General features: G+C 41.1%; 15 protein-coding genes. 12 read left to right on the top strand and 3 right to left on the bottom strand.

Annotated elements, in window-relative coordinates; genetic code table 11:
• Positions 1-126 precede the first annotated feature (126 nt).
• Positions 127-639: a family 43 glycosylhydrolase gene (locus J2W55_RS19820; RefSeq protein ID WP_310099843.1), complete on the top strand. Its 513-nt coding sequence runs from the start codon at positions 127-129 to the stop codon at positions 637-639.
• Positions 609-1646, top strand: coding sequence for a family 43 glycosylhydrolase (locus J2W55_RS19815; protein WP_310099840.1), 1038 nt, complete (start codon positions 609-611; stop codon positions 1644-1646). The genes J2W55_RS19820 and J2W55_RS19815 overlap by 31 nt, the downstream gene beginning before the upstream one ends.
• Before the next feature lie 52 nt (positions 1647-1698).
• On the opposite strand, the gene J2W55_RS19810 is transcribed toward J2W55_RS19815, so the two are convergent.
• Positions 1699-2604, bottom strand: a complete 906-nt coding sequence (locus J2W55_RS19810; protein WP_310099835.1) for a helix-turn-helix domain-containing protein — start codon at positions 2602-2604, stop codon at positions 1699-1701.
• 367 nt (positions 2605-2971) lie between these two features.
• Here J2W55_RS19810 and J2W55_RS19805 point away from each other — a divergent pair, with 367 nt between their 5' ends.
• The 9 genes from J2W55_RS19805 to J2W55_RS19765 all read left to right on the top strand — a co-directional run bounded on the left by J2W55_RS19805 (position 2972) and on the right by J2W55_RS19765 (position 13440).
• Positions 2972-3463 (top strand): hypothetical protein, encoded by a 492-nt coding sequence (locus J2W55_RS19805; protein ID WP_310099831.1) that lies wholly within the window; start codon positions 2972-2974, stop codon positions 3461-3463.
• 142 nt (positions 3464-3605) lie between these two features.
• Positions 3606-4169, top strand: a complete 564-nt coding sequence (locus J2W55_RS19800) for a carboxymuconolactone decarboxylase family protein (protein WP_310099828.1) — start codon at positions 3606-3608, stop codon at positions 4167-4169.
• Positions 4170-4196: 27 nt separating this feature from the next.
• Positions 4197-6962, top strand: coding sequence for a TonB-dependent receptor (locus J2W55_RS19795; RefSeq protein WP_310099827.1), 2766 nt, complete (start codon positions 4197-4199; stop codon positions 6960-6962).
• 8 nt (positions 6963-6970) lie between these two features.
• Positions 6971-8254 carry an MFS transporter gene (locus tag J2W55_RS19790; protein WP_310099824.1) on the top strand — a complete coding sequence of 428 codons (1284 nt, stop codon included), beginning with the start codon at positions 6971-6973 and terminating at the stop codon, positions 8252-8254.
• An 11-nt stretch (positions 8255-8265) separates the two neighbouring features.
• The gene (locus J2W55_RS19785) at positions 8266-8808 is read left to right on the top strand and encodes a carboxymuconolactone decarboxylase family protein (RefSeq protein WP_310099821.1); all 543 of its coding nucleotides are present in this window, start codon (positions 8266-8268) and stop codon (positions 8806-8808) included.
• Between the two features lie 4 nt (positions 8809-8812).
• Positions 8813-9361, top strand: coding sequence for a carboxymuconolactone decarboxylase family protein (locus J2W55_RS19780; RefSeq protein ID WP_310099818.1), 549 nt, complete (start codon positions 8813-8815; stop codon positions 9359-9361).
• 30 nt (positions 9362-9391) lie between these two features.
• Positions 9392-11629, top strand: a complete 2238-nt coding sequence (locus J2W55_RS19775) for an FG-GAP-like repeat-containing protein (protein ID WP_310099815.1) — start codon at positions 9392-9394, stop codon at positions 11627-11629.
• A gap of 41 nt (positions 11630-11670) precedes the next feature.
• On the top strand, positions 11671-12048 hold the full coding sequence (locus tag J2W55_RS19770; protein ID WP_310099812.1) for a hypothetical protein: 378 nt from the start codon (positions 11671-11673) through the stop codon (positions 12046-12048).
• A 126-nt stretch (positions 12049-12174) separates the two neighbouring features.
• Positions 12175-13440 carry a DUF3179 domain-containing (seleno)protein gene (locus J2W55_RS19765; RefSeq protein ID WP_310099809.1) on the top strand — a complete coding sequence of 422 codons (1266 nt, stop codon included), beginning with the start codon at positions 12175-12177 and terminating at the stop codon, positions 13438-13440.
• 440 nt (positions 13441-13880) lie between these two features.
• On the opposite strand, the gene J2W55_RS19760 is transcribed toward J2W55_RS19765, so the two are convergent.
• On the bottom strand, positions 13881-15581 hold the full coding sequence (locus tag J2W55_RS19760; RefSeq protein ID WP_310099806.1) for a cellulase family glycosylhydrolase: 1701 nt from the start codon (positions 15579-15581) through the stop codon (positions 13881-13883).
• Positions 15582-16482: 901 nt separating this feature from the next.
• Here J2W55_RS19760 and J2W55_RS19755 point away from each other — a divergent pair.
• On the top strand, positions 16483-16905 hold the full coding sequence (locus J2W55_RS19755; protein ID WP_310099804.1) for a glycoside hydrolase family protein: 423 nt from the start codon (positions 16483-16485) through the stop codon (positions 16903-16905).
• Between the two features lie 610 nt (positions 16906-17515).
• Here J2W55_RS19755 and J2W55_RS19750 read toward each other — a convergent pair.
• A complete protein-coding gene (locus tag J2W55_RS19750; protein ID WP_310099801.1) occupies positions 17516-19882 on the bottom strand; it encodes an ABC transporter permease in 2367 nt (788 codons plus the stop codon).
• Between the last annotated feature and the right edge of the window lie 172 nt (positions 19883-20054).

Here is a 20054-nt window from a genome sequence, read left to right as displayed (position 1 = left end):
GTATTTTGAAGAAAAATAAATAATATGATATTTTTATAGCTAATGTTAATTGGAAATTTACGGTCTGGATGTCTAAAGCAGAGTTTAACTATCTTCGGGGGCAGTAAATAAATAGTTAGACAAATTATGAATTACATCAAAAATATCGCTTTAGCTGCAACTCTTTGTTTATCGGCTTTTTTAGCCCAGGCGCAAAAGCCTGGCCAAAACAAAACAAAGGGCAATGCTTATTTTGTCAACCCTATTTTCGCGGGCGACTACCCCGACCCAAGCATTATGCGCGAGGGAGACAATTACTACATTGTACATTCATCTTTTGAGTTTTATCCCGGCCTGTTAATCTGGCAATCAAAAGACCTGGTCAACTGGACTCCGGTTACACATGCACTGAACAAATATGTGGGATCGGTATGGGCGCCAAACCTGGTTAAGTATAAAAACAAGTATTACATCTACTTCCCTGCAAATAACAGCAATTTTGTTGTTACCGCCGATTCTATCAATGGTCCCTGGACTGAGCCCGTTGAACTGAAGGCTAATTTTATTGATCCCGGGCATTTTACCGATAAGGACGGTAAGCGGTATCTTTATTTCAACAACGGCGCTATTTGCCGTTGTCGGATGATGGCTTATCTATAACCGGAGAGTTAAAACCGGCTTATAGCGGCTGGAAGATTCCGCGTGAATGGTCAATAGAATGTTTTTGTTTGGAAGGACCTACAATAGCCAAACGGGGCGATTATTATTACCTAACCGTAGCTCAGGGCGGTACAGCCGGTCCTGCAACAAGCCACATGGTGATCTCGGCACGTTCTAAAACACCATTCGGCCCATGGGAAAATTCGCCTTATGATCCAATAATCCGTACAAAAGACAACTCGGAAAAATGGTGGTCCAAAGGTCACGGCAGTTTAGTGGAAGGCCCGAATGGTAAATGGTGGATGGTGTATCATGCTTACGAAAAAGGCTATTATAATATGGGCCGCCAAACCTTGCTTTCACCTGTGGAATGGACAAAGGACGGTTGGTTCAAAGTACCCGGCAACGTTAAGAGTGATGCGCCGATACTAAAACCCAAACAAAGCGCTTTAACAAGTTCATTTACGCTAAGCGACGATTTCAGCGGTCAAAGCCTAAATCCACAGTGGCAATTTTTGGGGGAATACGACACCACAAGATTCCACCTGAATGATAACGGTTTAACAATAAAGGGCAAGGGCAAATCTGTAGCTGATTGCGCTCCTTTAACTTGTATTCCTTCAACCCACTCTTATACGGCACAGGTGGAATTGTTTATAGAGGGAAATGCTACCGGAGGATTGACACTTTTTTACGATAACAAGTATTATTCGGGAATATTGGCCGATAAGCAAAACATTTTGGCTAACCTTAGGGGATGGCAGTTCCCAACCGAAAAAAATGAGATCAATAAACATGTGTTTCTGAAAATCAGGAACATAAAAAGTACTGTTGATATGTATTACAGCATTGATGGACGAAATTGGATTAAAATAGAAAACTCTGTTGAGGTATCCGGTTACAATCATAATGTACTGGGTGGTTTCCTCAGTTTACGATTAGGATTGTGTGCTGTAGGTGACGGTACAGTTAAATTCAAAAATTTCGTTTATCAATCAATAAATTAACATCAATGATTATTTTAGACAGTATGCGTTCGAAAACCCCATTTTTATTTGCTCAATTAAAAGATTGTTTAAATTTTAATGGCGTTGTAAGCGTTTTCTTTTTGAATAGTTTGCTGAAAGATTGCGGGTATTCAAAACCCAAGTGGTAGGCAATTTCATTTACGGACAAGTTGGTGGTAGTAAGCAGTTCTTTTGCCTGCTCAATCAAATAATTATGCAGGTGTTGCTGTGTAGTCTGCCCTGTGAGGTGTTTGAGCATATCGTTCAGGTAATTGGCAGAAACAAAAAGCTGATCAGCAAAATATTGAACCGTTGGCAGTCCTGATGTTCCGGTTTTTTCTTCTGTGAAATATTCTTTTAAAATAGTTTCGAATTTCAGGAGCATATCACTGGATACTTTTTTTCGGGTAAGAAACTGGCGGGTATAAAACCGGTTACAATAGCTCAATAAAAGATCTATATGTCCAATTAAAACATCTTGAGTATGACTATCGATCCTTTCTACAATTTCCTTTTGCAGATTTTCCATCAAGCCGGCAATAATACTGTCTTCTGCTTCTGAAAGATGTAAAGCTTCATGAGTAGCATAATCAAAGAAACCATACTCTTTTATTTTTTTTGCAAGTGGATACCCGTATAGAAAATCGGGATGGATAACCAGCATCCAGCCATCAACCTTGGCCGGCTGGACGCCTTCTAAATTCACTAACTGTTTGGGGGCATAAAATGACATCGTACCATTATCAAAGTCATAATATTTTTGACCATACTTAACCCGGCCTTCAAAATTTCTTTTCAAAAAAATGGTGTGGAAATTAAACACGATTTGCTCCAAACCCAAGCTGGCTTCCGGCTTTATATCTTCCAATCTCACGACACTTACCAATGGATGCGTTGGTTTTTTAAGCTTCATCACAGCGTGAAAGTCGGATACAGAATTGAAAATATATTGAGCCATTTTTGTCATTATATAAAGTAAAGAAATCGCCGGCGTATAACTGCAGGCGATCGAAGTATTACAAATTTACAGCTTTCATGTTTTCAGCATCGTACCTGGCGCCTGTGTCTTTGCCTAAAGGAATGATCTTCTCGAGACGATCCATATCTTCGTCCGTAAGGGCAACACTTGTAGCAGCAATATTTTGCTCCAGGTATTTTACACGTTTGGTGCCCGGAATGGGTAAAATAAATGTAAATATTTAATTTGCTTTGGAGATTAAACAATTAATAATTAGGTTTATAGCACCTAACTATAAACCCCTTACTTGAAAAAGGCTTTTTCAATAATAATGCTTATTGTGCTCGTGTTTAACATGGGTGGGTATATGTTATTGTTTCAATATTTTATAAACCAATCTGACCAGATTGCCAACAAACAAATAAGTAAGGGTTACTATAAAGCCAGTGAACTGGTAGAGATCAAAATACCCGTATGCATGCCTTATATTCAAGAGCAACGCCAATACAAAAACATATCTGGCCAGATACAGTTAAAGGGAAATTGTTATAATTATGTTGCGCTTAAAATGACAAGGGATACCATGTATGTAAAGTGTATACCTAACTACAATAAGACAAAACTGATAAATGAAAACGTTATTACTGCAAAGGAGATAAGCGACACTCCGCTCTCCAAAAAGAATCATTCGCCTTTAGTAAAAAAAACAGGTCTTGATAACGATTACAATTACACTATTGCTTTATTTGACCTTGCATCCTGTACAAAGGCTATAAATTCACAGCTTGTTTATACAACTCCTAAAATACTGCTTACTTACTTATCATTACCTGCAGAACCACCAGAAGTTCGCGCATAATCCAATTATCATAGTTCACGGGAATGCATAATGTTACGGCTATAAGCTTGTAACTTCTTATATGTGTTTTTTATTGGCTTATTGCCATAGTATAAATTGCTGTATAGGTATTCCCATATCTTTTACTATTTATTAATGTTTTATGCCTTATATAGCACTTGAAGATCATTTGCCTGGCATTACCGGTTTGCTGGAATATAGCAAAGGTACTGCACAGCCTATCCGCAATTTAACACAATTTTTATTACGTGGTCCATCCACGCTTACCGAGGCGGAGCGCGAACTTATTGCTACCGTTGTATCCTACGGCAATGAATGTACTTTTTGCACCACCGCGCATACCGCCGCCGCCGATTTATTAGCTGGTGAAACCCAAACCGCCGAAAAAGTTAAGCAAAATATTGAAACTGCCCCGGTTAGCGAAAAAATGAAAGCACTTTTAACAATAGCAAGATTAACCGGAGAAAGCGGTAAAAATGTAACCACCCATGTTGTAGAACGTGCAAAAGCAGCTGGTGCAACTGATATTGAGATACATGATACCGTTTTGATCGCAGCTCTGTTTTGCCTGTATAATAGATATGTAGATGGCTTGGGTACTGCCTTACCCATCGATCCTGCTTATTACGATGTATTGGCCGACAGGCTTGTAAACCATGGCTACACCCGTTTACCACAGGGCTATGATCACCTTAAAAAAGCATAAAAACCTAAGCAATTTAAACCAACTTACATGAAGAAACTTTTATTTATAATCATGTTACTGTCCTCCTGGCATGTATTTGCTCAGGATGTTAAAATATCAGGCACAGTGAACGATGCGGCCGGCAATCCTGTTGTAAATGCAGGTATTAAGGTTAAAAACAAAACCGTTGGCACAACTACCAATTCACAGGGACATTTTACATTGAACCCAAACGGCATTAAATTGCCTTTTACGGTTGTCGTATCGGCTATTGGGTATGATCAGCTGGAAGTACAAATAACATCCGCAGCGCAAATGATGAGCGTCTCGTTGACTGCAAAAAATATTATGCTTAACGAGGTGGTTACCTCGGCTACCCGTGTAAGTCAAAGCAGCTTGCAGTCGCCGGTGAGTGTTGAGAAAATGGGGCAGAGGGCTATTAAAGAAAACCCGTCGTTTACCTTTTACGATGGACTTCAAAGCCTTAAAGGGATGGAAGCAGTTACCAGTAGTTTAACTTACAAACAGGTAAATACACGTGGGTTCAACAGCACAGGTAATTCCCGCTTTTTGCAATTGGTTGATGGCGTTGATAATCAGACTCCGGGGTTAAATTTTGCCGTAGGTAATCTTTTTGGTGCGTCTGACTTGGATATCGAATCGGCCGAGGTTATTCCCGGGGCAGCATCTGCGCTTTACGGGCCTGTTGCATTTAACGGTTTGTTATCTATTAAAACAAAAGACCCATTTAAATACGAAGGATTGGCCGTACAATTGAAAACCGGCCTGAACCATCTTGGCGAAACCGGGTCGGGCGCCAAGAGTATCAGTGATTTTGCTTTACGTTATGCAAAATCGTTTAATAACCGTTTTGCATTTAAGCTGAATGCATCTTATTTAACCGGTACAGATTGGTATGCTAATGATTATACTGATATAAGTGCAACTACACCGGTTGGCCAGCGCGGCCCTAACAATCCTAATCGCGACGCCTTAAATATTTATGGTGACGAGGTGTCTCAAAACGTACCTGGCGCCGGTGTTGTATCACGTACAGGTTACGAAGAAAAAGACCTGATGAATTATAATGTTTATAGTCTGAAGCTGAATGGTGCGCTCCATTACAAAATAAGCAATGATATTGAAGCTATTTACCAATACAACTATGGCCGGGGCACCGCCAGCTATACAGGCAGCAGCCGTTTTGACCTGAACAACTTTGTATTACAAACCCATCGCATAGAGTTAAAAAGCAGCAACTTTTTTATACGCAGTTATGTAGTTGGCGAAAACTCGCATGACTCATACAACACCCGTTCGCTGGCGCAATTCATAAACCGCGATTGGGTGAAAGACCTGAACGGCAATGTGGTAACTCCTGATAAGGCAGATGCAACCTGGTTTAACCGTTATGGTGCGGCATTTAATGGTACGGTGCCGGGTATTACTGCAAACAACCAGGCAACTGCCCGCGCTTTTGCAGACCAGGGCAGGTTTTTACCGGGCACACCTGAGTTTGCCGCGGCCAAAGATGCATCTATCCATAACTATGGCTTAAGTGGCGCAGGTGTTTTTAGTAATAGCAAATTTTACCACACTGATGCGCAATATGATTTTTCAAAAGCGATAAAAGTATTTGAATTATTGGCCGGTGGCAGTTTTCGTAAATACTCGATGTTCACCAACGGTAGCTTGTTTGATGATAAAACCAACAAAATAAAAATCGATGAATACGGGTCGTTCCTGCAGGCGGGTAAAAAGTTGTTTAATGACGACCTTAAATTGACAGCATCGATACGGTATGATAAAAATGAGAACTTTAAAGGCAGCTTTACGCCGCGTTTTTCGGCAGTTTACACTGTAGCTAAAACCCACAACTTCAGGGCATCGTACCAAACGGGTTTCCGTAACCCAACCCCGGTCGATCAGTTTATCCATCTGAATGTTGGCCCCATTACTATTTTAGGAGGTGCGCCAGGCAATAGCGCGGGCTTAAATGTTTATCAAAATTCATTTACGGCTGCTTCTGTAAACGCATTTGGTGCTGCGGTTGGCGCAGCTATAGGTGGTGGTGCTTCTCCGCAACAAGCAGTAGCACAAAACAAAGATCTGCTTGTAAAATCAAATGTTGCCTACATCAAACCCGAACAGCAAAAAGCCTTTGAAGTTGGCTATAAAAGTTTGATAAACGATAAGCTGCTGGTTGATGTAAACTATTACCATAGCACTTACACCAACTTTATTTTAAACACAGTGGTACTACGGCCAACTGCCCCGGTACTTGGTACTGATGGCAAGGTTAACCCCGCCGCCGCCGGCGAAGTTGCTAACCGCTCGGTAAGCGCATTCCAGCTTTATACCAATGCTTCTGATAAAGTATCAGCTCAAGGCGCAAGTTTAGGCCTTACTTATCTCATTGATAAAGGATACATAGCTGGTGGTAACGCAACGCTATCGTCATTTAACTTAGGTACGGCAAACATCAACAATATTGCGCAGTACAATACCCCAAGGTGGAGCACCAACGTAACCTTCGGTAACTCCAATGTTTCAAAAGGTTTTGGTTTTAACCTGGCCTGGCATTACCAAAGTGCATTTGATTGGTATGGTACCTTCAACGGTGTAAGACCGGGCCGTATCAACGCTTATTCAATGGTTGATGCGCAGATCAATAAAAAGTTACCGCACGCCTATACTACCATTAAACTGGGCGGCAGCAACATATTTAACAAATATATATCACAAGCATACGGTTCGCCTGCAGTTGGGGCTATTTACTACGTAGCGCTTGTATTTGACAGTCCTTTAAAATAACAGAAACCATGAGTACGATTCTAATTGACGAGCCGATGGTTACGGCACAACCCAAAACAAGTTCAACATACCTTGCACTACTGTTTATGCTTTGCTTTGTAAGCAGTGTATTTGGCGGAGCGGTTTCAACACTGATGTCGGTGTACCTGCCGGTAGTGGTAAAAGACCTGCAAGGCGATCTTAGTGCCGACCAGGTTAACTATTTAAGCGGATACATCAATGCCCTGTTCATATTCGGCTGGGCAATTGGTGGTTTTACCTGGGGATATGTAAGCGACAAAATAGGTCGTAAAAAAGCCTTGATATATTCTATTGCGTGTTATGGCATCTTTACCGTTTTAACTGGGGTAATGCGGCAGTGGCCTGGCGTTATGTTATGCCGATTTATGAGCGGCTTTGGTGTAGGCGGTGAGCTGGTAATAGCCTTTACCCTCATCAGCGAAGTTTGGCCGGCAAAAAGCAAAGCCATCGTTACAGGCATCCTTTCTATAGCCTTTCCCGTCGGAATCTTTTCGGCTGGTGCCATCAATTATATCGTGTCGTCATGGCGTGAAGGTTTTTTTGTGGGCGTAATACCTTTAACAATGGTTATAATAGGAATGTTCGTCATTAAAGAATCTGGCGTATGGATCAATCATCGCCAGAATAAAATGGCCGACAAGTCTGACACCTTATTTTCATCCCATAACCGACGTGAGCTTATTGTTGGCTCATTAATGTTTGGCACCATGTTGATAGGCCTTTGGGCAATATTTTCATGGATGCCCACCTGGATCCAAAGCCTTATAGCCATCGATGCCCCAAAACAGCGTGGCTTAAGTATGATGTTTTTGGGTATGGGCGGATTAACAGGCGGCTTTTTTTCGGGCTGGCTGGTAAACCTGATGGGTTTAAGGAAGTCCATGCTGTTATGCTTTGCCGTTTGTACTGTAATGTCGTTCGTGCTTTTTAAAACAAACACCGTGTTTTCTCCGGTTATTTATGTTGAAATAGCCATAATGGCCTTATTCTTTGGTGCAAGCCAGGGCGTATTATCAGCTTATATACCACAGCTTTTCCATACCGGTATCCGGGCTACTGCAACAGGCTTCTGCTTTAACGTGGGCAGATTGTTCACGGCAACAGCGGTGCTGTTCATAGGTTTGCTGGTATCAACATTAGGTGGCTACGGCAATGCCATATTCATTTTCTCGCTGGTGTTTGTAGTGGGATTGATAGTGGTTTTGGTTACAGGCGATAAAAAAGGAAAAGCTGAGGTGAGTGAGGTTAATATATTATCAGATAACAATTAAAAAATAAAAAAATGGCACATATAAACGTTCCCAAAGGCGTACCTGGCATCCGGTCGCTGGTCATGTTCAGACCCGAAACAGGTAAGCATCTTTACGAGCTTGCTGAGGTATTATTACGGGGCGAATCGCCCTTATCACAAGCCAACCGCGAACTGATAGCAGCTTATGTATCCTCGCGTAATAATTGCATGTTTTGCATGAGCAGCCACGCTGCTGCCGCACGCTGTTTGTATGGCGAGGGTGATACTACCGTTGATGATGTATTGAAAGATATGCAGCAAGCAAATATCAGCCCAAAAATGAAAGCGCTGTTAAATATTGCCGGTAAAGTGCAAATATCAGGTAAGGAAGTGAAAACGCAGGATATTGAAGCTGCCCGTGCCGAAGGTGCTACAGATAAGGAACTGCACGATACAGTATTGATAGCGGCATCATTCAGCATGTTCAATCGGTATGTAGATGGGTTGGCCAGCTTTACCCCAACAGATCCGGAGGCTTATAAAGAAATGGGTAAACGCATGGCGCAAGGTTACGTTTTACCACAAACACAATAATAATATGGCACACATCGAACTAAATAACGATTTACCGGGCATACGCGGCCTAATGGCTTACCGACCGGAAACAGAAAAAGCGCTGAACGCATTGGCCGAAGTGCTTTTGCGTAATGACGATAACACCCTTACCCGTGGCGAGCGTGAGTTGATAGGCGCTTATGTATCCTATCTTAACGATTGCTTTTTTTGCCAGAATGTGCACGGCGCTTTAGCCGGTTATTATTTAAACTGTAATATCGACGAGATAGATGCTATCAAAAAAGATTTTTACTCGGCCGATCTTTCGCCTAAAATGAAGGGCTTGCTGGCCATTGCGGCAAGTGTACAAAAAGGTGGTAAAAATGTAACGACCGGGCAAATAGAGGCAGCCAGGAATGCGGGCGCCACGGATAAAGAGATACATGATGCTGTTTTGATAGCCGCCGCTTTTTGCATGTTTAACCGTTATGTGGATGGCCTGGCAACCTGGGCGCCGGAAGACAGGCAGTTTTATGTGAACCGTGCGCCACAACGCGCGCAGGAAGGCTATCAATCAAGCGTGTATAAATAGATCCTCTACTTTATCAAAATCAACATTATTATGAAACTTAAGATCATAGCTGCGCTTATAGTATTTGTGGTGTTGGGGTTTACACTGGTTATAAGTAAACATTCATCGTCTAATAACGACATGGTTGAATTGCTGGAATTTATTAACCGGAAAAACACCAATATCTTAAATCCGTTTAACGCCGAACCTAAAATAGCATATCTTGACTCGTTTGTTAAAGCTAACCCTTCGGCGGCAAACAGAGAACTGCTCTCAATAAAAGGTTCGCTGTTATTGGAGGTAGGTAAAGAACAGGAAGCTGTAAAGCAATACGAGATGATTATGAACCATCTTGATTTTATGACTACTGACGAAGTTTTAAATAATGCCGGCATTGCTTACATGCGCTTAGGCGAACGCAGTAATTGCATGTTAAATCATACCGGTTCATCATGTATTTTTCCAATAAAGGATGATGGTGTTCATGTGATTAAAACCGGTTCAACTAAAGCTATTGAAATTTACAAAACCCTCTTAAAGATCAATCCAAATGATCTGGAATCGAGATGGCTGATCAACATCGCTTACATGACCTTGGGTCAATATCCCCATGACGTACCCGCAGACGTTCTGATACCCGGACTTAATAATACCAGAGCAACAGATATAAAGCCATTTAGAGACGTAGCTAAAAGTTTGGGCCTTAATGTGAATGGCAGGGCTGGCGGCGTAGTTGTTGACGATTTTAATAATGACGGATACCTGGACATTATAACCTCGGCATGGGATCTGGGTGATCCGATGCATTACTTTGAAAACAACAAAAACGGCACATTTAGTGATGTTACTGCGCATGCTAATTTAACGGGGATAACAGGTGGCCTGAATATACAGCAAACAGATTATAATAATGATGGTAATATTGACCTGTTTATATTGCGTGGCGCCTGGCTTGATAAAGGTTTTGGTGATCAGCCGAGTTCTTTGCTGCGTAATAATGGCGACGGGACATTTACGGATGTTACCAAACAAAGTGGCCTTTTGTATTTTCACCCTACACAGGCGGCCACATGGGCTGATTTTAACAACGATGGCTGGCTGGACGTTTTTATAGGAACAGAAAGTTCAAATAATAATAATATCAATACCTCCCGGTCTTTTTGCATGCTGTATATTAATAATCATGATGGTACCTTTACTAACGTTGCAAAGGCTTCGCATTGCGATATAAGCGCTTTTGTAAAAGGTGTTACCTCTGCCGATTATAATAACGATGGCTGGACGGATATATTTATTTCTACCATGAATGGTAAAAAGTATCTCCTTAAAAACAAGGGCAGAGTAAGTGGTGCTATTGATTTTGAAGATGTAACCGCTGCGGCCGGTATAGCTAATAATACCGAAAGAACCTTCACTACCTGGTTTTATGATTACAATAATGATGGTTGGCAGGATATTATTGTATGCGATTATAAATTTGAACACGCGCTATCATATTATACGGCCGCAGAAGCCCTGGGATCCCCTGTACCTAATGCAGGGAATGTGTTTTTATACCGTAACAATCATGATGGTAAATTTACCGATGTGACAAAAGAGGCTGGTCTTGATAAAGTAGTATACAGCATGGGTGCAAATTTTGGTGATATTGATAATGACGGTTACCCCGATATGTATTTTGGAACAGGTAATCCTGATTTCCGATCATTAATACCTAACAAATTCTTTAAGAATATTAACGGTAAAAAATTTGATGATATCACTACAGCATCGCACATGGGTAACCTGCAAAAGGGGCACGGCGTTGCTTTTGCCGACCTGAGGAATAATGGCAGACAAGATGTATTTGCCGAAATGGGTGGGGCGTACATTGGAGATTCATACTCCAGTTCATTGTATTTAAACCCGAACGACAACAATAACAATTGGATAAGCCTGAAGCTGGAGGGTGTAAAAGCAAATAAAGCGGCAATTGGCAGCCATATAAAATTAACATTTACCGAGAACGGGATAAAGAGATCTGTTTATAAAGACGTTAATTCGGGTGGGAGCTTTGGTTCATCGCCTTTAAAACAGGAAATGGGTATTGGTAAAGCAACAGTTATTGACGAAGTTGAAATAAAATGGGCGGGAAGCGGTGCTATACAGCGCTTCAAAAATGTGTTGCCAAACCAGTTCCTGCAAATAACAGAGGGAAATAACCAGTATAAAGTTAACAAATTGGCTAAATTAACTTTCATAGATAAGCAAAGTCCGCTTTGTATGCCAATAAATGCAAAACTTAAATAAAATAAGTATATTTAAATATCTAACAATCAAATAACTAAAACATGAAAAAACTAATGATGTTATGCGGTCTTATCATGGGCCTTGCAACAGCGGTGGGCGCCCAAACAGCAGGCGTTAACTCTTCAGAAAAAGCAAAAGAACTGCAGAAACAATTAAAACTCACCGATAAACAAACAACCAAAATATCGGCAATCTACGAGGAATCATCACAAAAATTTGAGAAGATAAAAAAAGAAGAGCATGGTGATAACGTTAAAATGATGGTAGCAATAAAACCATTGCGTACCGAAACTATTAAAAAAATAAGAGCAGAATTGACCCCTGTACAAAAAGCTAAATACGACAAGCTCTTAACAAATAAAGCTAAACCGGGTGGCCTTGCATGGGGCGAGGGTTGGAGTTCACCTGCATCAGAATAAGTTAAAAATTTTTAACCAGTTTCAGATGTAACATCATAGGATAAACCCAAACATACCGCTTATTATGATCTCTAATTTACTGCATTTGCCAATCTTGCAGTAAATTTTAACTATTTAACCTATATTATGATCTCAATACGTAATGAACCTGCGTTAGCGATAAAAGACCTTCATGTAAAAAATACCGTTACTAAAAGCCTTGCAAAACCCTATCTTTTCTGGATAGGGATTGCATTTTTATTGTTGCCTGGTTTGATTCATGCCTATCTGCTGATGCCTTTTCCGGGAAGCCAGAATTTAAATGCCATCACCATTTCCTATTACCTTGAAAAAGTTGTTACACCTTTGCGCATCTTAGGTGGATTGGTAATTATATGGTATGCAGTTGTTAATTTTAGTTCCAATTCCCGCGGTGGCAAAATAGTAAAGGCCTCTGTTTTGGCACTCGGTCTTATCAGTTTTTATTTTACCGATTTCAAATTTCAGGCGGAGAGGATGTTTGAGGAACCGCAAACTGTTAAATTTGCTAATTTTATTAATAACAACGTACCCGAAAGTACGGTGATCATTGGCGTGGTTAACAACGGGGTTGCCAAAGCCTATCCTTTGAATTATTTAGGCTATCATCATAAAATACAAGATAATGTAGGCAACCAGCCGGTGTTGGTTACCTATTGTACAATGTGCCGTAGCGGCAGAGTTTACAGCCCTATTGTAAACGGTAAAAGGCAAAACTTCAGGTTAGTAGGAGCAAGGCATTACAATGCAATAATTGAGGACGAAACAACAAAAACCTGGTGGTACCAGGCTACCGGTAAGGCGGCTGTGGGCCAGCTAAAAGGTAGTCAATTACAAGAACTTCCATATGAGCAGTCTACTTTGGCTGCATGGATCAGTAAACATCCCGGTTCGTTGATATTACAGCCCGATCACCATTATCTGAATGGTTATAATGAGCTTAGGAATTATGACAGGTTACAAGCAGTAGACAAAGATAGTACGCTAAAAAACAAAGATTCCCTTGTGCGAAAAAGCTGGGTGGTTGGCCTTGTTATAAATGGTCATGCTAAAGCGTATGATTGGAGACAATTATTTAAGAGGCGGTTTGTAAATGATAGTTTTAACCAAATTAACCTGTTGCTTACTTTAGAGAAGGATAGCCTTACGTATCATAGTTTTAACAGATCTGTAAATGGGAAAGTGTTACATTTTAATCTGGACAAATCCGGACAGCTTACCGATCTGGAGACCGCTTCATTATGGGATTGGGACGGCTTGTCAACCTCCGGAATCCTAAAAGGTAGTAGGCTAAGTAAGGTTCAGTCATACCAGGAATATTGGCATTCGTGGAAGTATTTCCACCCGAATACATTGTATTGGAAAGACCTTTGATGGAGCGAGCTGCTATATTTTCGAGATAGATCAGTAACCTGATAATCTTCTACTCGAATTTTTAGGTACCCCCTTCGGTGATTAGAAATGAATACTAAATATTTTCTATTTGGTTCGAAATTAACACCATAAATGTCTTCAAAGCAGGCTATTTTTTTCAAGTCAGCTATGAACTGGTTCGAAATTAGTCCCATGACGACCCATTTCTAAAAAGCCTTTTTACAGCAATAAAAAGGGCTTTTTTATGCCTCAGGGCGGTTTTTTCGACAAAGACACAACGGGTCAGCGGAGCTTTTATGAAAGCTCAGGTTCTCATACCAACAGAAGTAATTTCAAACCATCAATACCTAACAAAAAAACCTCTAACACCTCATTTAAAACAGAGGCATTAGAGATTTTGGCAATTTATGAAATAGCCTAATTGATTTCTTTTATTTTACTTATATTTTAACAAATCCCCATTGCTGATTTTTGCCCCCGAAGTAATCAAGTTGGTCGACTGCGCTACCATTTCTGAATGGAACTGCCGCATCATTCCCTAAATTAACTTCCAGGGCTTTTCCGCTATTTACGTTGATGATTTTATAGAATCCATCGTAGGTTGGCTGAATTAACCAATTTTGATTAGCTCCGCCTGTACCTGTATAATCCCACATATCCACAGCACCGCCGTTAGCGCCAGACCACCCCCATACCTCTAAACACTTCCCGTTAACATGCATAGGCGTTAACAGGTAGCTGCCATTTGCCGCAGCTTGCACTTTAAATTGCTGATTTGGCCCCGCCAGATAATCCCATTGATCTGCCAGCGACCCATTAGCAGTTGCCCAGCCACCGATCTCCAAAGGCTTAAAACTATACCTATTGATAATCTGGTACACGCCACCAACCTGAAATGCAGGGGATGCCCCGGTTTGTGCCCCTTGTACAAGCGCCGCCAAATCCCGTTGATCCTTTACGGTGTAAGTCGATCTATTAATGAGAGACCCGGTGTCCCAAAGAAATGGCAGTATACCGTTCCCCAAAGCCTGGTGCACACAGTAATTATACCAATAAGCCCTGGAAGCAAGGTTGAAGTTTAAAGAGTCTCCCGTAAGGTTTCGGTCCATTACCGCAAATTCTCCCATTATTACCGGGATCCCATGGTCAACAAATTTTGTCTTCATCATTTGAAAATTTTCGCTAATGGTCGATTCCTCGCCCCAGGTCGGATTGTTCGCAACATCGAAGGTGGTGTGATATCCCGAGCCCCAATAAAAAAACCTGTTACCATATGACTGGTCGGCGTCCAACAAACAGAAGTTCCAGGGAGTGTAGTTATGGATTTCCACCATCAAACGATTGGATGCCGGATCTGTTGGCATGGTGTTCATCAGATTGTTCGTGTAAACAATATCACCTCCTTTGGGCCCCTGGATTACCAGCGTCCTGTAACTGTTGTGCCCGCCGGTTGACCTCACCGCGTTGATAAAAGTTTGATGATAAGAAAGCAGAACTCTCATTTCTGTGCTATCCGTTGCGTTAGGTTCATTTGCGCTGGCAAAAAGCAGGTGTTGATCAAAACCACGCATTTGTGTTGCAATTTGTTCCCAAAGTGCTTTTTGTTTGGCGTTAACAGCCGCCTGCGCGGTGGTTGTGCAATTGAGCTCCAACCATCCGTGGTCCCAATGTATATTTAATATCGCATACATCCCGTCGTTAACGCAGTATTGTACAACCTGCTGCACACGGGCAAGCCAGGCCGGGTCTATTTTTGCAGTTGTTGAATCTGGTACATGTGACCAATTCCAATTACAGGGAATCCTTATGGCGTTAAACCCCCTTTGTTTATAGCTGTCAATGAGTGCCTGGGTAATATTGGGGTTTCCCCACCCGTTTTCGTTGTATTGGGCTTCCATAGTGTTGCCAATATTAATACCTAATGTCATATTTGCAGCTATTTGAGTTGCCGTACTCGTCATCCCTGTTTGATCAGGCGGAAGTGGTGAAACGTTGTAACTCGGATAACTGACTGCGGCGAGCACCTTAGTGCTGGTTTTAGCAAGCGGTTTGACATCCGGAGAAGCGATTTGTTGCTTCTTGCACCTTGTCAATGCCGGGATTGCAAGAATGCATAAAAAATAACTTAAAGTTTTCTTCATAAAAAAATGGTTAAACTGGCGGCATTTAAATTTGCCTTTATTAATAAATTGGTTAATTGCGTGTGAAAGTGTTAGGCAACCAGGTAAAGCGAGGATATATTTATTGTTAGCTTTAGGCTTATATAGGTATTGGTGCAGGCAGTTATGTTGATAACTGCCTTAGCCAACGAGGTATTAAAAAGATCAATAATAAGGCAGTTGCCGTTCCGCATAAGGCGGAGTTTAACATTAGTACCATTTTTCGATAGGATAAAACGGGCTTGAATCGCTTTATTTATTTAATTGGTTAAATCTTGTTTTTCGAAGTAGAAGGACAATTAATAAAAGCAATGCAATTAAAGTGAACATACAGCCGTTGGAAACAACCGACATGTTTTAGTTAGCAATAGTTGTATTGGTATCAGGTTTATTAATTGAGTAGTAAAACTACAGAAGAAATAATTTAATGATGGGAGATAAAAGTTAGAAAATAGGGCGGTAAATGTTAACCTTTTTAAAAAAAGCAAGGCACTTGTAAGGATTTGGTATAAACAGTTGTCTTGTCGGAATTAGAATTTATAAATGGCTCAGAGAATCTGTGTTAACTATTTACAAACGTAACGCTTGTCACCGAACATTGCGAAGGCGGCGATATCAACCCTACCAATGTTACCGACGATGAAAAGCAAACTTATATAACATGGGGAGTGCAAGAATTACGGCACGTAAAGTTGAACAAGGATATGATCTCTTATGATCCGGGCATCGGGATCGCGCGGGTCCCGGCTGAAAAAAGAAATTGGTTCGCTGCTGAGATCAGGAACACGGTCAACGGCACGGAAAAACGGTCCACCACTTATGAAGAGGGCCCATTGGTATATAAACGCAAAACCTTTATTACCTGTTTTATCCTGCGGATGGAGTGCCCGAGCATCTCGCCTATTCGACCAGTAAAAACTTACAGGTTCCCCATTGGACGTACGGCGATACGGCTATGTCGGTGATCAGACAAGGAGGGGCTTTCATGAATCATCCTGGGGTCATAGATTATAAGAGCAAAACTTATCTCTTTTATCATAACGGTGCATTGCCGGGCGGAGGGGGCTTTGACAGATCTGTTTGTGTGGACGAATTAAACTTAGATGCGAATGGTGGCGTTTCTCGGGTAACGCTAACGCCGGGATTGTCGCAAGGAGTGGGGACATTAAATCCGTTCGATCATATCCAGGCAGGAAACCATTGCATGGGAGCAGTGCGTACACCTCCAGTCGTTTGTGCCCGTTATGCCGTTGTTTTACATATTTTCGAAGCTGAGTACTTTTTCGTCCTTTCCATCAACCAGTAACCAAAGGCCCGCCCATCCGCCGGTAACATTTTCGGTCTTTATACTCCCGATCAAAGTTAATTTTTTCCCATGAAAAGACTTCTTTATAGGAAAATCGATCGCGCTAAAACTAATTTTACTATTACTCGGAGTAATCGAAATAGCGTATTTTCCTTGTCTTTTACTACGCTGTCCACCTTAATTTCGTAGGTATTTTGGCCGTTAAAAGTAAGGCCCCAGCCAGTGGGATTACCGTTAGCATCAAGGGGTTCGAAATTTCCGTTAAATTTTATTTGTACTTCAACAGCCGTGTATGAAATTACTGATAACGATAGTAAAAACAGTTTAAACATAAGATCAAAAGATAAGCAATTTCCTTTTCCGTATTAACAGAACGTTTTAACTCAGCCCAAGTTAAACATCCTCGGAATACGCCTTAAAACTTTAACATATCTTAACAAAAATGAAAGTGGTTACATAAATTCAAAGGTTTTCATTCCCAACAAACCATTTTTGATCATAGTTTATGAAACTCATGTTAGATTGTAAGTATAAATTTCAGTGAAATATCATAAGGAAAAATATCCCAAGACTGGATATAATTCGAACTCTGAAGGATTATTAAATCATGTTATTCGGTTCTCAGACTTTTAATGGGGCTAACAATGGCTGCTTTGAGTGATTCATAACTAACCGTTATCCAGGCAATCAACAGGGCCGCTACAGATGCTACCAGGAAAACAACCCAGCCTGCATCAATGTGATAAGCGAACCCACTCAACCAACTGTTAACAGCATACCATGAAAGCGGCACGGCAATAACTATGGCTATTACTATTAACCTGGTGATACCTGCCGATAATAAATAAACAAGGTTAAATATCGAGGCCCCTAATACCTTGCGTACACCAATCTCTTTGGTGCGCTGTTCGGCCATAAAGGCCGACAGGCCATATAAGCCAAGGCATGAAATAAAGATGGCCAGGCATGCAAATAAATTAAAGATACTGCCCATTTGCTGCTCTCCTTTGTAAAGATTAGCCAGATCCTGATCAAGAAAATCATATTTAAACGGATAGGCTGGATTGAGTTGCTTACTTATTTTCTCTAATGCCGTAATGGTTTGCTCGGTATTTCCCGGATTTGTGCGTACTATTACAATTCCGCCATATTTGTTAAAGCGTAAAACCAGTGGTTCAATAGATTGCTGTATTGGTTTAAAGTTAAAATCTTTGACCACACCAATTATAGTGCCCTTGTTACCCTGAAATTCCAAAGCCTTTCCTACGGCTGCATTGGCATCCATTCCCATAACGGCAAGCATCTTTTCATTAATCACAAAGTTATTTGAATCTGCTGTGAACAAAGTTGAAAACCCACGTCCTTTCAATACCTTTATTTTAAAAACCTTGATAAAATCTTCATTCACATCTATAGACGGTATCACCACCTGCGAACGCGGATCCTTCCCCTTCCAGTTTATATTTATGGTTCCGCTGATAAGGTTAGTGGGCAGGTCAGAAATAATTGCAAAATTACTGGTAAGAGGGTTTGCTTTCAGTTCGGTTTTCAGGGCTTGCTGTTTACTCCACATATCGCCTGTCATGGGCATATACAGCAGGTTGTCCTTTACAAAACCGGGGTTTCTGTTTTTTATAAACTTAAGCTGGTTGTAAATGGTAACTGTACCAACAAGTAACAGTATGGAAACAATAAATTGCGTAACCACCAGCCCGTTACGGAAAATTAAATTACCACCCATTGATTTCATATTACCCTTAAGCACCTTAACCGGGTTAAAACCCGATAGAAATAATGCTGGATAACTGCCTGAGATGAGACCAGTTAACAATGCAATGCCCAGCAGGCTTAACCAAAGCCTGCCATCTGAAAAGTCGATTGCAAGTTTTTTATTGGCCAGGTCATTAAACAATGGCAAACACAACCACACTACCGCCAACGCCAGCAGTAAAGCGAAAAATGAGATAAGTAACGATTCGCCCAAAAATTGGATAATCAGCTGCCCGCGTATAGCGCCTGCCACCTTACGCAGGCCAATTTCCCTGGCCCTCCGCGCAGAACGTGCGGTAGCCAGGTTCATAAAGTTGATACAGGCTACTATCAATATTAAAACAGCCACTATAAAAAATATGGTAACATACTGCGAATTTCCGTGCCCGGGCAGGTCAACCTGCAAAACAGGATCAAGGTGAATTTTGGTTAACGGCTGCAGTTGAAAAGCTATTTTAAAATCAGGTTGGTGTGGTTTGTATATGTTGTCAATCCGCCGGCCAAGCTTTGACAAGGCGGCCGGGGTTGATATAAAGTTCTTATCTAACAGCAAGTAACTATAAAAGTTAAAATTACCCCAGGCATTTGTCTTTAAATCGCTATTTGTTTTTGCCAGGGCGGCCATCGGTAAAATAAAATCAAACTGAAGGTGGGAGTTTGATGGTATATTGGCCATAACGCCGGTAACCACAACATTGTCGCCATTATCTTTACGCAGCACCTTACCAATCGCATTCTCATCGCCGAAATATTTTTTTGCCATATCCTGCGTAATCAGAATGCCGTCAACACGGTTTAACGCTGTAGAACGGTCGCCACTAATCAGTGGAAACGAGAATACCTGGAGAAATGAGGAATCGGCATAAAACACATTTTTTTCCTCGAATTTCCGGATACCCGCCTCAAGTAAAACGGTAGATTGATGGCTCAGTCTCACTGTGTTTTTTACTTCGGGCATTAATTGCTTTAGAGCGGCAGGCATAGCCGCGGTGTTCACCGCAGCTTTAAAACCACTTGCATCAGCCGTGATACGATAAATCTGACCGGCATTTTTATGAAACTTATCATAACTTAATTCATTCTGCACCCAAAGTAGTATCAGTATGCTGGCAGCCATGCCTATTGCTAAACCCGATATATTAATGATGGAATAAGCCTTATGCTTTATTAAATTCCTGTACGCTATTTTAAAGTAGGTTTTTAACATGCCTTTATAGTTTAATGTTGCCTGATTAAATGAATTAAAGGTATTTAATACTACAACAGCCAAGAAAATGCCACATATTTAAACAATTAAAAATCAAATGCTTATAAACAAATAACCCCAATTAATTGTTCGGTTCCGATACAGGGGATGTTCGTTTTCGGTTTAATGCATG

Origin of the sequence: Mucilaginibacter pocheonensis (genome assembly GCF_031456535.1) — a bacterium.
GTDB classification, from domain to species: Bacteria; Bacteroidota; Bacteroidia; order Sphingobacteriales; family Sphingobacteriaceae; genus Mucilaginibacter; species Mucilaginibacter pocheonensis.
Note: the sequence above shows the minus strand (reverse complement) of the source record. Positions and strands in the feature narration are given on the sequence as shown.

Bases quoted from the DNA above. Each gene is read 5' to 3' on its own strand.
- J2W55_RS19775 (WP_310099815.1), top strand. From the start codon at position 9,392: ATGAAACTTAAGATCATAGCTGCGCTTATAGTATTTGTGGTGTTGGGG.
- J2W55_RS19810 (WP_310099835.1), bottom strand. From the start codon at position 2,604: ATGGCTCAATATATTTTCAATTCTGTATCCGACTTTCACGCTGTGATG.
- J2W55_RS19785 (WP_310099821.1), top strand. From the start codon at position 8,266: ATGGCACATATAAACGTTCCCAAAGGCGTACCTGGCATCCGGTCGCTG.
- J2W55_RS19760 (WP_310099806.1), bottom strand. From the start codon at position 15,581: ATGAAGAAAACTTTAAGTTATTTTTTATGCATTCTTGCAATCCCGGCA.
- J2W55_RS19795 (WP_310099827.1), top strand. From the start codon at position 4,197: ATGAAGAAACTTTTATTTATAATCATGTTACTGTCCTCCTGGCATGTA.
- J2W55_RS19790 (WP_310099824.1), top strand. From the start codon at position 6,971: ATGAGTACGATTCTAATTGACGAGCCGATGGTTACGGCACAACCCAAA.
- J2W55_RS19770 (WP_310099812.1), top strand. From the start codon at position 11,671: ATGAAAAAACTAATGATGTTATGCGGTCTTATCATGGGCCTTGCAACA.
- J2W55_RS19765 (WP_310099809.1), top strand. From the start codon at position 12,175: ATGATCTCAATACGTAATGAACCTGCGTTAGCGATAAAAGACCTTCAT.
- J2W55_RS19800 (WP_310099828.1), top strand. From the start codon at position 3,606: ATGCCTTATATAGCACTTGAAGATCATTTGCCTGGCATTACCGGTTTG.
- J2W55_RS19805 (WP_310099831.1), top strand. From the start codon at position 2,972: ATGTTATTGTTTCAATATTTTATAAACCAATCTGACCAGATTGCCAAC.
- J2W55_RS19820 (WP_310099843.1), top strand. From the start codon at position 127: ATGAATTACATCAAAAATATCGCTTTAGCTGCAACTCTTTGTTTATCG.
- J2W55_RS19780 (WP_310099818.1), top strand. From the start codon at position 8,813: ATGGCACACATCGAACTAAATAACGATTTACCGGGCATACGCGGCCTA.
- J2W55_RS19750 (WP_310099801.1), bottom strand. From the start codon at position 19,882: ATGTTAAAAACCTACTTTAAAATAGCGTACAGGAATTTAATAAAGCAT.